General features: G+C 65.5%; 15 protein-coding genes. 9 read left to right on the top strand and 6 right to left on the bottom strand.

Annotated features, from left to right (window positions below):
* From ACTHJR_RS03260 to ACTHJR_RS03240, 5 genes are all read right to left on the bottom strand, one after another.
* Positions 1-309, bottom strand: coding sequence for a hypothetical protein (locus ACTHJR_RS03260; RefSeq protein ID WP_440521656.1), 309 nt, complete (start codon positions 307-309; stop codon positions 1-3).
* Between the two features lie 5 nt (positions 310-314).
* A complete protein-coding gene (locus ACTHJR_RS03255; RefSeq protein WP_440521655.1) occupies positions 315-1,823 on the bottom strand; it encodes a type II and III secretion system protein family protein in 1,509 nt (502 codons plus the stop codon).
* Positions 1,795-2,703 carry a Flp pilus assembly protein CpaB gene (cpaB, locus tag ACTHJR_RS03250; protein ID WP_440521654.1) on the bottom strand — a complete coding sequence of 303 codons (909 nt, stop codon included), beginning with the start codon at positions 2,701-2,703 and terminating at the stop codon, positions 1,795-1,797. Before cpaB ends, ACTHJR_RS03255 begins: the two co-directional genes overlap by 29 nt.
* A gap of 78 nt (positions 2,704-2,781) precedes the next feature.
* A complete protein-coding gene (locus tag ACTHJR_RS03245) occupies positions 2,782-2,967 on the bottom strand; it encodes a Flp family type IVb pilin (protein ID WP_440521653.1) in 186 nt (61 codons plus the stop codon).
* A 76-nt stretch (positions 2,968-3,043) separates the two neighbouring features.
* Entirely contained in the window at positions 3,044-3,229 is a 186-nt protein-coding gene (locus ACTHJR_RS03240) for a Flp family type IVb pilin (RefSeq protein WP_440521652.1), read from the bottom strand.
* Positions 3,230-3,740: 511 nt separating this feature from the next.
* Between ACTHJR_RS03240 and ACTHJR_RS03235 the strand changes: the two genes are divergently transcribed.
* Positions 3,741-5,249 carry a hypothetical protein gene (locus tag ACTHJR_RS03235; protein ID WP_440521651.1) on the top strand — a complete coding sequence of 503 codons (1,509 nt, stop codon included), beginning with the start codon at positions 3,741-3,743 and terminating at the stop codon, positions 5,247-5,249.
* An 87-nt stretch (positions 5,250-5,336) separates the two neighbouring features.
* On the opposite strand, the gene ACTHJR_RS03230 is transcribed toward ACTHJR_RS03235, so the two are convergent.
* The gene (locus ACTHJR_RS03230; RefSeq protein ID WP_440521649.1) at positions 5,337-6,128 is read right to left on the bottom strand and encodes a DUF2569 domain-containing protein; all 792 of its coding nucleotides are present in this window, start codon (positions 6,126-6,128) and stop codon (positions 5,337-5,339) included.
* A gap of 707 nt (positions 6,129-6,835) precedes the next feature.
* Here ACTHJR_RS03230 and ACTHJR_RS03225 point away from each other — a divergent pair.
* The 8 genes from ACTHJR_RS03225 to ACTHJR_RS03190 form a co-directional block, all read left to right on the top strand.
* Complete coding sequence (locus ACTHJR_RS03225; protein WP_440521648.1) at positions 6,836-7,435, top strand: hypothetical protein; 600 nt, start codon at positions 6,836-6,838, stop codon at positions 7,433-7,435.
* Positions 7,436-7,562: 127 nt separating this feature from the next.
* Complete coding sequence (locus ACTHJR_RS03220) at positions 7,563-8,144, top strand: hypothetical protein (RefSeq protein ID WP_440521647.1); 582 nt, start codon at positions 7,563-7,565, stop codon at positions 8,142-8,144.
* 26 nt (positions 8,145-8,170) lie between these two features.
* Positions 8,171-8,725 (top strand): hypothetical protein, encoded by a 555-nt coding sequence (locus tag ACTHJR_RS03215; protein WP_440521646.1) that lies wholly within the window; start codon positions 8,171-8,173, stop codon positions 8,723-8,725.
* Positions 8,726-8,748: 23 nt separating this feature from the next.
* Entirely contained in the window at positions 8,749-9,327 is a 579-nt protein-coding gene (locus ACTHJR_RS03210) for a hypothetical protein (protein ID WP_440521645.1), read from the top strand.
* A 2-nt stretch (positions 9,328-9,329) separates the two neighbouring features.
* Positions 9,330-9,911 carry a hypothetical protein gene (locus ACTHJR_RS03205; RefSeq protein ID WP_440521644.1) on the top strand — a complete coding sequence of 194 codons (582 nt, stop codon included), beginning with the start codon at positions 9,330-9,332 and terminating at the stop codon, positions 9,909-9,911.
* Between the two features lie 86 nt (positions 9,912-9,997).
* Positions 9,998-10,516 (top strand): hypothetical protein, encoded by a 519-nt coding sequence (locus ACTHJR_RS03200; protein WP_440521643.1) that lies wholly within the window; start codon positions 9,998-10,000, stop codon positions 10,514-10,516.
* Positions 10,516-11,100, top strand: coding sequence for a spore coat protein U domain-containing protein (locus ACTHJR_RS03195; RefSeq protein WP_440521641.1), 585 nt, complete (start codon positions 10,516-10,518; stop codon positions 11,098-11,100). The genes ACTHJR_RS03200 and ACTHJR_RS03195 overlap by 1 nt, the downstream gene beginning before the upstream one ends.
* 99 nt (positions 11,101-11,199) lie before the next feature.
* Positions 11,200-11,857 (top strand): fimbria/pilus periplasmic chaperone (locus tag ACTHJR_RS03190; protein WP_440521639.1); only part of this gene is annotated, 658 nt, incomplete at its 3' end.

Here is an 11,857-nt window from a genome sequence, read left to right as displayed (position 1 = left end):
TCAGTTGGTGGTGGCGGTGGACCCGCCCCCGCCGCTTCCGCCGCCGCCCGATCCGCCGCTGGCGCCGCCGGTGGTCTGCGCCTGCGGTTGCTTGACCGCGCCCTTGCGATAGCGCTCGGCGGCGTTGGCCGCCTGCGTGCCCGACCCACCTTCCATCACCGCCGCGTTGGCGGGGACGGGCCTGGGGTCCGGGTTGACGACCTGGAGCGAATAATCGGTTTTCACCGCGTCGCCGAACGTCGTGTCGATCGGCGTGCATCCTGCGATCAGTGCGGTGCCGGCAAGGGCGATCGGAAAGAATAGACGCATATCCATCACCTCCGCGGCGCGTAGCCGTTGGGACCCGAGAACCCGCCCGCCGACGGCTTCGGCCCATCGCTCGGCGGCTCGTTCGGATCGAGCGGGTTGGTCCCGACCGCCTTGTCCGTCCGTCCCATCAGGAACAGGTCGAGTTCGCTCGGCGGCTGCACCCGGTCGGTCGGCAACCGCATCTGGTCCGCCGGCACCGGGCGCACCAGGCGCGGGGTGACGATGATGACCAGCTCGGTTTCCTGCCGCTGGAAGCCGCTCGACCGGAACAGCGCGCCGATGATCGGGATCGACCCGAGCACCGGGAATTGCCGCACGGTGGTCTGGAAATCCTTGCGCAACAGTCCCGCGATCGCGAACGACTGACCGTCGCGCAGTTCGAGCGTGGTCTTGGCGCGCCGCGTCTGCAGGCCCGGAATGGTCAGGCCATTGATGGTGACCGAGGCAGAGGGATCGATCGAACTGACTTCGGGCGTGACGACCAGGTTGATGACGCCGTCGTCGAGCACGGTCGGGGTGAACGCCAGGCTGACGCCGAACGGCTTGTATTCGACCGTGATCGCGTTGCCGGTATTGCTCTGGCCGGTACTGCCGCCTTGCGAGACCGGCACCGGTAATTCGCCGCCCGCGAGGAACGACGCGGACTCGCCCGACAATGCGACCAGGGTCGGCTCGGCGAGCGTGGTGACCAGGCCCTTGCGTTCCAGCGCGTCGAGCGCGGTGAAGATGTTGAGGTTGCCGAGCGTGATGCCCTTGGACACCACCCCGAACGTGTCGAGGATGCCCGAGAGGTTGATCGTCGGCGTGCCGTTCTGGTTGGTCAGCAGCGCGGTGCCCGACCCGGTTTCCCCGATGCCGCCCTGGAAAGTGTGCAGGCCGTTGCCGTTGGTGAAGGCGGTGTTGAGCCCCAGGCTCTTGGCGACGTTACGGTTCATCTCCGAGAACCGCACTTCGAGCATGACCTGTTGCGACGCGCCGACCGCGAGCAGGTTGACGACCTTTTCGCCGGCGTACGTGGCGGCGATCTGCTTGGCGCGGTCGATCGCGGGGCCGCTCGATACCGTCCCGGTCAGCACGACTGAATCGCCCGACATCTGCACGCCGATCTTTTCGCCGGGCATCAACTCGCTGAGCTGGCGGCGCAGCGACACGACGTCGGGGCCGACAGCGACGTCGATGACCGAGATCAGGTTGTTGTTCTTGTCGTAGAGCGTCAGGCTGGTGGTGCCGACCTTCTTGCCCAGCACATAGAGCGAGCGGTTGGTCAGCGGCAGCACGTCGGCGATGTCGGCATTGCCGATCAACGCCTTGGCGAACGGCCGGTCGGCGGTCAGCACCTGGCTCTTGTTAACCGGTACGTCGAGCTGTCCGGCACGCAGGTTGGCGCCTGCCGGCCAGACGGTTTCCTGCGCCTGGGTCGTGACCGGAAGCGCGATGGCGGCGGCGGTCGCCGCCAGAGCGAGCACGCGCAGGCGTGCCTTGATGTCAGCGCCCGACATAACGACCCACCTCATAGCTGCTGTCCTTGGTGCCGCGCACGACCATGACCGTCAGGTCCGGGTTCGGCGCGGGCGGCTTGCGGACGGCCGCTCGGGCCGTCGGTGGTGCATAGGCGAGGGGCGGCGGCTGATAGCGCGGCGCGCCGTCGGAATAGCCCCCGACATAGGCGCCATCGCGAAGATCCTCGGTGCTGACGGTTTCGACCGTCGGGCTGGTCTCGGCGGCCGGGTTGACCAGCGCGAGGCTGAGTTGCCCGACCTGCTGCGCCAGCGCGAGCTTCTGCGCGTCGACCTGCGACACTTCCAGCGTGGCGGTCTTGCCGATCGCGGGCTTGTCGGTGTTGTCGCTGGCGTCCTGGTCGATCGCGATGACGCGGACCTTTTGCAGCAGGACGTCGGTGATCTGGCCGGGGTTGCCGGTCGTGTTGGTCGGCGTGCGGGTGATCAGGACGTCGACGACGTCTCCCGGCAACACGAAACCGCCAACGCCGGCGACGTCGCCCAGCCGGACGGCGACCGCGCGCTTGGTCGGATCGAGCACCGCGGAAATCGCCGCGCGCCCCCCTTCGCCCGAAATCTTGGAGCGCAGGATCGGCTCGTTCGCCGCCATCGGGCGGAGCGCGACGCGCGTATGGTTCATCGGCAGGAGTTGCGGGATCGAACTGAACGTGCCCTCGGGCAGCGAATCCGCCGGCCAGTCGACCAGCTTCACCTTGTCGGGCGTGATCGGCGTGCCGAATTCGAGCGGAGCGCTCGCCACCGCGACCTTGACCATCCCCTGAGGCGACGTAGCCTGCCTTTGCTCGACGCGGCCCAGATAATTGTGGGCAAGGAAAACCGCCGCCAATCCGATCAGGATCGCGACGCCTAGAATGATTAATCCCTGTCCACGCATTTCCCGACCCCCCGCCGGTCAATTGCAATAGGAAACTGAAAGAGGGCCGCAGCGAACTGCGGCCTCAATTCAGGCCGTTCAGCAGCCGGTGGTCGCCGTGCTGTTCGCAATGCAGTTGGACGCCTTGTTCATGGCGTTGCTGATGGAGCCGCCCAGCGTGAATGCGGCAACGGCGATGCCGGTACCCACGATCGCCAGGATCAGTGCATATTCCGCCGCCGAGGCACCGCCGGTGTCGGCCAACAACTTCTTGATCATCGTCATGTCAAATCTCCTCTACTCGGCGGGTCAAGCCGCCTTGCGAGCGGGGCGCTCCCCCTCCGAAGCGCCCCGCCGGCCGTCAGCACGCCGTCGAGCTGGGCGTGCGACTGATGCAGGTCGAAGCCTTGTTCATGGCGTTGCTGATGGAGCCTCCCAACGTGAAGGCGGCCACGGCAATGCCGGTGCCGACGATCGCGAGGATCAGCGCATATTCTGCGGCGGAGGCGCCGCTTTCGTCCCTCAACAGCTTCTTGATAATCGTCATAACAAACCCCTTCCCCACCGGATCTCTCCGGTCCCAAACATGTCCATTGGCGGTCTCCGGTCGGGTGGCGACGCTCTCCCCTGAGCGGTGTGCCCGGCCGATCGCCCGGAATGCCCAAGTACCAAGCGGCGGAAGTGGGTAAGGTGTCAATAACCGACTTTTTTCACGTTCCTTTCAAGAAGTTAGCCTTAATCCACGTTAACCATTCCGATTGATTTCGTTATATATCAATAGTTTGAGCTTGGCCGAATTGGACAAGCCTGTTGTCTGTTAACCATCCATAATTGCAGAAAAAATGTGCCGGCCGGGACAACGGTGATAGTTTCTATATCATTGGGTATGCCCATTTCGGGCAGTTGTGGTCGTTGCCTTTGTCGCATTTGTCCAACGATCGGAATTAACTGTCCGATTCTTACAAGTGGCTGCGAATCGGCCTTTTGCCAAAACGAATCACCTAGTAGCCTCGCCCCTGGATCCGGGGGGTTTTCTATGCGGCCATTTGGTCTCCATAATGAGTAGGGGAAAAGCGGGCAGTCCCGACCTTCCCGATATTGTCTTCGTTACGATCGCCGCATTTACCGCTTTTGCCTTCGTCGTCGTTCTGTCCACCGCGCTCGGCGACGGCGATACCGGTTGGCATATCGCGACGGGGCGTTGGATCGTCGAACACGGTACCGTGCCGCGCGCCGATCCGTTTTCCTTCACCGCGCGCGGTCGGCCCTGGGTCGCGCACGAATGGCTGTCCGAGCTCGCCATGTTCCTGGCCTGGCGCAGTGGCGGGTGGAGCGGCCTGATCCTGTTGTTCGGCGCCGCCGCCGCGGCGCTCTATGCGATCGTCGCGCTGCATCTGCGCCGGTGGCAACGTACGGGCGCGGCGGCGCTGACCATGGTCTATCTGACGATCGGGCTGGCGCAATCGTTGCTGGCCCGGCCGCATCTGCTCGCGCTGCCGATGCTCGCGGCATGGCTGATCGCGCTCTTGCGCGCACGCGAGCGCGAGCGCGCGCCCGCACTCGCGCTCGGGATTCTTATGTTGGTCTGGGCGAACGCGCATGGCAGCTTCATTTTCGGGCTGGTTCTGGCGGGCGGTTTCGGGCTGGAGGCGTTGGCATCGGCGGCGCCGGGCGAGCGCCGGCGCGTGGTCCGGCAATGGGGCACGTTCGGCTTGGTCTCGCTCGTCGCCGCGCTCGCGACCCCCGGCGGAATCGACGGGCTGCTCTATCCCCTTTACGTCAACAACCTCTCGCTTCTGTCGCTGATCGCGGAATGGCAACCGGCGCGGTTCGCCGGGGTGACCAGCCTCGAGATCGTGCTGCTCAGCGGACTGTTCTTCATTCTGTGGCGGCCGGTACGAATCCCGGTGTTGCGGTTGCTGATCCTCCTCGTCGCGTTGCACATCACGCTCGAGCACATCCGCAACCAGATGATCCTGATGGTGCTGGCGACGATCATCCTGGCCGAGCCGCTTGGGCGCGCCTGGGCGGGCGAGGAACCCCGGCCGCGCCCCGCGCTGCTCCAGCGGATCTGGGCCGACCGCCGGGAACTCGCGCCGCTGCTCGCGGTCGTCGCGCTACTGTTCCTGGGCACCGCCACCTATCGCCTCGTCACGCCGTTCGATCGCATCGACAGCTATGGCGTACCGGTCACTGCGCTCCGCCATCTGCCCCCGGACCTCCGCGACAAACCCGTTTTCAACGAATACAGCTTCGGCGGCTTGCTCGCGTTCGAGGGTATCGCGCCTTATATAGACGGGCGGTCGGACATGTACGGGGACGCGTTCACCAAGGATTATTTCCTCACCGCGAAGGGGGATGCCGCGCGCTGGAAAGCCGCGGAGGCACGGTGGAAGTTCGTTTGGACTATCCTGCCGCCCGACACGCCGCTGGTAACGATCCTCGACCACGAGCCGGGATGGCGCCGCGTCTATGCCGACCGATGGGCCGTAATTCACGTCAGAAATGGCGTGACGCCCGGACCATCGCGGACGATCGGAACCAGCTTGGCCGCGCCGGCGCGATAGCGGAAGCCGTTTGCGACGGAGCGACGCTCGGTAGGATTGAGGGGGCGGCAGGTCGCTTGTTCGCGGCCCGGCGGTCGGACTCGCCCGTCAGGCCGGCACGCGCCAGCGGTAGGTCAGGTTCACCCGGCGCGACAGCAGGAGATACGGCAGCCACAAGGCGACGCTGATCAACACCTTCTTCAAATTGCCCTCGAGCATGTCGGCGAGGGAGGCGCCCACCGCGCCCGGGAGATGCGCTACATTGGCCATCACGCGCGCGATGCAGATCTGCATCATCACGTCGATCGCCCAGACGCCGGCCAGGAATCGCGGAAAGATCGGAACATGGCGCAACGCCAGCACGAAAGCGAAGGCGTAGAGACACGACAGCAGGACGAGGTCGACCAGCATCATCACGTAGAGCGTGCGGAACCAGTCGGGCGCCATGCCGCCCAGCGCCGGGATGCCGGTCAGGAACTCGAAGGTACGCACGGGCACGTTGAGCAGGATGCCGACCAGCAGCGATGCCATGAATCCGCTCGCGCCGTAGAGCGGCATCGCTTGCGCCGCGACCGGGTCGATCCGACGCCAGCGACCGAAGCGCGCGAGCCGCGTGGTCGGCTGGGCGTGGAGCGCGCTCGCCGGAAAGGCGGAGAGGCCGAGCAGGATCGTCACGATCGGCGCTCCGACCAGCAGCAGATAGGGCAGCGCGTTGGCGATCTCGTCGCGCGGGGTCACCATTGGCGTCGCGGCGAACGCGAGGCGCAGGCCGCAGGCGAAACCGACGAGCAACACCCAGAGCAGCATCAGCCGGGGGAGCCCGACTTCGAGCTTGCAGACGAGCGCGAGGCTGCGTGCGGCCAGCGCGCGACCCGCGGGATGTTCGTTCAACGACTTCATGCCAGCTCCCTTGGCCGAGGGGTACAGTATCGACCGCAAGCGTTGACGTCGCGTAAAGGTTCCCCGGCGACGCCCTCCGGCCGGAAGACGATGAGCGCGGGCGCGGGGACGGGCCGGCGCTTTCTTTTTGGATAGCGGTGTCATCGTTCATCTTTGCGCCGACTAACGAGAACCTTGTTTTGACTCGCGAATTTCGGCGGTCGAGTCGCGGCCGATTTCCGACTCGCCGCCGCCGAGTCGCGGCCGAGTCGGCCATGTCGATTCTGTCCAAAGGTGAATAATCAACCTTAACAGAGTAATCATTATGCCGCCGATTGTAATTTTATTCCAAAGCAGCCGGGTGCCTTTGGGTTCCAAGGCGAGCAAATCGGGTCGAGCGATGTCCAGTAAAGCTGCGACAATTATGACGAATACATAGATAAAATAAGATTTAAATTGGCTATATTTTCCTAATAGATTACATATATGACTTTATGCCGAAAGTTTTGTCCCAATAATAAACAGCGCAAATTTTGATAATTAAGATGAAATATAACGATAGTTATAGTGGTAATAACCACAGTTATATTGAATATTCTCCGATGTAGTCAAAATGGTTAACGAAGGATAAAATATTTTTCTTGCGTTTTTGTCGCGTCGGTCAATCATTGGGCCATCGTTCTCATGTTCCGGGGAGGGGGCAGCGAACAGTGTTTGGCCGGGGTTCATTGATTGCGATCGCGACTGCGATCGGCGTCGCGCTGTTGCCGCAGAGCGCCGCCGCGCAGCAGACGGTCTATGCCGCGGGGCAGCCGGGCGTCGTGGGCGGTTTCGCCACGCTGCCCGTGAACGTCACCGCGTCGGTCGGTGGGCATTGCGGCTTCGCCACCGGATCCGCGCCCTCGGGCAGCTATTCGCAGCCTGATTTCGACGTCAACGGGCTCAATCACGACTTCTCGTTCGTGCTCGATTGCACCGGTCCGTCGCGCGTCGCGGTGGTTTCGACCAACGGCGGCTTGCTGACCGCCGGCGCCGCGCCGAGCGGCTATGCGACGCTCGCGCCTTATACCGTGACGCTCAATCTGGTCGGCTCGACCACGACCGCCAACCAGTCGTGCGCGGTGGCGACGCTGACCGCTTCGACCGGGACGCCCTGCTCGTTCCGCGGCCCGGTCAGCGCGTCGCAGGGCCTGTTGCTCAATTCGACCTCGGTCAGTCAGCCCGGCACGTATCTCCGGGTCAGCGCTCCCGCGTACAGCGGTCCGAGCACGCTGGTCCAGGGCAGCTATTCCGACACCCTCACGGTGACGGTGAGCGCGGCGTCATGAGGATGCCCGCACAAACGTCCGGTTTTCCCACCCTCGGGGGAACTGGCCGATCTTTCAACCGAGGGTGGGCGAAACCGTCCGGGGGGGCAGTGCTCGCCAACGGCATGTTTGGGGAAGGAACAGTACAGTGAACAAGTATCTGCTTGCGGCGCTCGGCGCCGGTTCGATGATCGCGATGGCCGCTCCGGCCGCCGCGCAGAATGTGACGGGCACGGTGAACATCACCGGTTCGGTGGCGCCGAAATGCCTGGTCGTGCCGAACAATGGTTCGACGTTCGGTACGACGGTCGCGCTGGGCGAACTCGCCGGCGCCGACGGCAAGCTGCGTCCGAACGTCGCGACGGACTTCAATGCCAGCACCGGGCTCACCGCGCGCGTGGTCTGCACCACGGCCGCGCCGACGATCAGCGTCGATGCCGATCCGATCACCGCGGCGACCGCACTCGGCGGCGGCGGCTATGACAACAGCATCGACTTCACCGCCAGCGTGGCCGTGACCACGACGTCCGGTGCCGCGGGGCCGTTCACCAACGACAGCGCCGATCCGGCCGGTTCCGACACGCTGATCGGCGGTCGCCTGGCCAATAACGGCTCGGACAACATCGCCATCACGGCCTCGAACTTCCGCACCAACAACGCCGACGATCTGTTGGCGGCGGATCCGACCTACACCGGCAAGATCACCGTCGTGATCAAGCCGGGCGCGTAACCGCTCTCGTATCAAGGAAGCCAACCATGAAGACCTCGATCCTCGCCGTCGCCGCGGTACTCGCCGCAACGGCCGCCAGGCCCGCCGCCGCGCAGAATGCGACGGGCACCGTCACCGTCAACGGCTCGGTCGCCGATCGGTGCGAATTCACCCTGCCGTCCGACGTCATCAATGCCGGCGAACTGTCGCAGGCCGGCTCGGGCGCCACCGGGGGCAAGCTGGACACCAGCAAGCTCGACGGCCAGAGCCGGACGCTGAAGGGCTGGTGTAACGGCACCGCGGCGACGATGAGCGTGGAGGCTCAGCAGCTGGTCAACACCAGCTTCACCACCACGCCGCCGGCCGGCTTCGACCGGGTCGTCGACTATACGGCGACCGCGACGGCCAACAGCGCCAACGCGACCGACACCTCGACCGTGGCCGGCGCCGGCACCTCGGTTCCGGTCGGCATGTTCACGGGCGACGTCGTCGTCGCGCTGTCGAACTCGTCGAGCCCGACCGGCGGCCTGCTCGTCGCGGGTGACTATTCGGGTCAGGTCCTGGTGACGCTGACGCCGGCCGTCACGCCGCCGGCGCCCTGACGGCATCTGACGGAGAAGTCGCGATGAAACGTCTCGCTCTCACCTTGCTCGCCACCGTGGCTCTACCGGGCATCGCGCATGCCCAGTCGGCCACCGACACCGCCACCGGCGATGTCGGGGTGTCGGGCACCGTCGCCAGATTGTGCATGCTCGGTACGCCGACGCCGGCACCGGTCGATCTCGGCCAGATGGCGAACACCTCGGGGACGCGGGTCGGCAAGATCGCGACGATCACGCCGCGCACGGTCACCCTGGCTGGCTCGTTCTGCAATTTCGCAGGCTCGGCCATCACGGTGACCGCCACCGCCCTGGTGTCGGACGACGCCAGCCCGGCAGAGCCCGGCTTCGCCAAGGCGGTGAACTATACCGCCGAGGTGACCAACTGGGCGCCCGGATCGGCGGCGGTGACGACCAACGCCACCGCCGGCGGGGCGTCGCCGACCAATTCGGCGACCGGTCCCACGCAACCCGCGCCCAAGGTCGCGGATCTGAACGTCACCTTGTCCAATTTCACCGCACCGTCCGACAATCTGCTGACCGCCGGCACCTACAGCGGCCTGGTGGTGGTCAAGCTCGGACCGGTCGCGACGGGGGGAGATTGATCATGTCGCGTAACCTGAGGCGCCTCGCCGCCGTATCGGCCGTCGCTGTCGCGATCGCCTGGAGCGGCGTCGCCGCGGCCCAGACCGAAGGCGGTTCCGACACCGACACCAAGAATTTCGCGGTCACCGGCAACGTTCCGGCGATGTGCGTCGGCGGCACGCTGGCGGGAACCGGCGCGACCTTCGACATGGGCGTGCTGATCGACCTCAATACCGGCCTGCTGCGCACCGACCTCGCGGCGCCGTCCAAGGTCCTGTCAGGATCGTTCTGCAGCACGCGCAGCACTATCACGGTCGCCGCGACGCCGATGACCGCCCAGACCTTCACGGCGACGCCGCCGAGCGGCTTCTCGCGCACGGTGAACTACACCGCGACCGCGGCCGGCTGGACCGATACGCCGGCGAGCTTCGCGACCGGCGCGGCGAGCAATCCCGCCGCGGTCCAGACGCGCGCGACCGCCTTCTCGGGCGACATCACCGTTTCGGTCGGCAGCTTCTCGACCGGCGGGGGCGCGACCCAGCGTCTGGTCGCCGACACCAATTATCAGGGCAACGTCACCGTGACGTTGGCCGTGGCTTCCTGAGGATGCCGCGCGCCCTCCGCCTTGAAACGGTCTTGGTCGTCGGCGGGCTCCTCGCCTGGGCATCCCCCGCACTTGCCCAGTCGACCGTGGCGACCAAGACCCTGCCGGTTTCGGGCAATGCCCCGCCCGTCTGCGCGGTGGGGTCGCCCCGGCTCGAGGCGGGAAGCCAGAACAATTTTCGCGGGCTGAGCGGCAATACGCTGCAGATCGACCAGATGGTCGACCCGACCACGCTGGCGGTCGCCGCCGCGTCGGTCGACGTCAAGTTCGACGCGGTGTGCAACTACCCGCACCGGCTGCGGCTGGAATCGCAGAATAACGGTCTGTTCCCGACCTTGCAGCGGACGAATCCGGCGGCGCCGGGATTCGGGTCGGCGGTGCCCTATCGCGCGACGGTCATGTGGGGAACGGTCAATGGCGTGCTCAACGCCGACGCCCAGGCGCGCCGGGTCAACGAGCAGCGCTTCAACATCGACCTGCCGACCGCCGGCGAGATCGATCTCAAGCTCAACATCGCGCCGGGTGCCTCCAATACCCGGGACAACGCCCCGCTCCTGGCCGGCGACTATGCCGACACGATGCGGATTTTCGTGGAGCCGCGCTGATGCACCGGTCCGTTCTCATCCTGCCGGTGCTGCTCGCCACCACGGTCGCGGCGCAGGCGCAGACGATCAATCCCAACGACACCGGCCAAGGCCGGCTGGAGATCGCCGGGCGCGCGCCGCCCGCCTGCGTACTCAACGCGCCGACCGCGTCGGGCGGGCAGAACGCGAGCTTTTCGAGCACCGGTGCTGCCAGCGGCGAGATCCGCATCACCGAATTCGGCGATCCGCAGACCGCGCAGCCGCGCGGCGCGACGATCAACCTGGCGTTGCCGGTGATCTGCAACGCGGCGCACAAATTGACCATCACCAGCACCAATGGCGGCTTGCTGCGCGACGGCGGCACTGCGCGCAACCGCCAGTCGCCGACCGGATTCGGCGAGTTCGTCGGCTATCAGATCAGCGCGACCTGGGCGGGCCAGAACGCCAGCACATTGACCACCACCAACAGCGTTCTCGCGATCGCCACCGCGGACGGCGGGGCGGGGGACATGGGACTCACCATCGCGGTGCCGCCGGGGGGCGGCCCGCTGATCGCCGGCCGCTACGCGGATACGGTAACCGTTCAATTCGAGGCAGCTTTTTAACGAACCCAGCGGGAGGGGGAAGTGAAGCGTATAAAGAGGATGTTGGCGAGTGCGGCCTTCGCGGCCGCCCTCGTCTTGCCACAGCAGCTAGCGGTGGCGATGACGGTGCAACCGGTCATCATCAACCTGAAGCAGTCGGGCAACGGGATGACGCAGATCATCACCGTCGAGAACACGTTCGCGACGCCGTTGCCGGTCGAATTGCGCGTCCAGGCGCTGGAATTCGATGCCAACGGGGTCAAGGAAACGGGGAAGGATCCGGGCGACCTCCTGATCTTTCCGCCCCAGGCGCTGATCCAGCCGGGCCAGACGCAATCGTTCCGCGTGCAATATGTCGGCGATCCCGAACTCAAGACCAGCAAGCATTATTACGTCACCGTGGCGCAGCTGCCGGTCAAGTTGCCCGCGGGTCAGTCGGCGATCCAGATCCTGTACAATTTCCAGGTGCTGGTCAGCATCGCGCCCAACGGCGTGAAGCCGGCGATCAAGGTGCAGACCGCGGAGATCGGCCATAACGACAAGGGCAAGCCGATCCCGGTCGTCACGCTGACCAACGCGTCGGCCGCCTATGGCTATCTGTCCGAAGGGCGGCTGCGCATCGTCGAAAAGGATGCGTCGGGCAAGGAAGTGTTCCGCCGCACGTTGTCGGGTCCAGAAACGCAACAAACGATCGGGTTCGGTTTGGTGGGGGCCAATCAGACGCGGCGCATGTCGCTGCCGATTGAATTGCCGGTGGATGGGGGCAGCGTCGATGTCA

It is taken from the genome of Sphingomonas sp., assembly GCF_051962185.1.
In the GTDB taxonomy this organism is placed as follows: domain Bacteria; phylum Pseudomonadota; class Alphaproteobacteria; order Sphingomonadales; family Sphingomonadaceae; genus Sphingomonas.
This window is presented reverse-complemented; position numbering and strand designations above follow the sequence as displayed.

Excerpts from the sequence above, each read along its gene's own strand:
- ACTHJR_RS03260 (WP_440521656.1), bottom strand. The coding sequence starts at position 309 with ATGCGTCTATTCTTTCCGATCGCCCTTGCCGGCACCGCACTGATCGCA.
- cpaB (WP_440521654.1), bottom strand. The coding sequence starts at position 2,703 with ATGCGTGGACAGGGATTAATCATTCTAGGCGTCGCGATCCTGATCGGA.
- ACTHJR_RS03235 (WP_440521651.1), top strand. The coding sequence starts at position 3,741 with ATGAGTAGGGGAAAAGCGGGCAGTCCCGACCTTCCCGATATTGTCTTC.
- ACTHJR_RS03215 (WP_440521646.1), top strand. The coding sequence starts at position 8,171 with ATGAAGACCTCGATCCTCGCCGTCGCCGCGGTACTCGCCGCAACGGCC.
- ACTHJR_RS03195 (WP_440521641.1), top strand. The coding sequence starts at position 10,516 with ATGCACCGGTCCGTTCTCATCCTGCCGGTGCTGCTCGCCACCACGGTC.
- ACTHJR_RS03210 (WP_440521645.1), top strand. The coding sequence starts at position 8,749 with ATGAAACGTCTCGCTCTCACCTTGCTCGCCACCGTGGCTCTACCGGGC.
- ACTHJR_RS03255 (WP_440521655.1), bottom strand. The coding sequence starts at position 1,823 with ATGAGGTGGGTCGTTATGTCGGGCGCTGACATCAAGGCACGCCTGCGC.
- ACTHJR_RS03205 (WP_440521644.1), top strand. The coding sequence starts at position 9,330 with ATGTCGCGTAACCTGAGGCGCCTCGCCGCCGTATCGGCCGTCGCTGTC.
- ACTHJR_RS03230 (WP_440521649.1), bottom strand. The coding sequence starts at position 6,128 with ATGAAGTCGTTGAACGAACATCCCGCGGGTCGCGCGCTGGCCGCACGC.
- ACTHJR_RS03240 (WP_440521652.1), bottom strand. The coding sequence starts at position 3,229 with ATGACGATTATCAAGAAGCTGTTGAGGGACGAAAGCGGCGCCTCCGCC.
- ACTHJR_RS03245 (WP_440521653.1), bottom strand. The coding sequence starts at position 2,967 with ATGACGATGATCAAGAAGTTGTTGGCCGACACCGGCGGTGCCTCGGCG.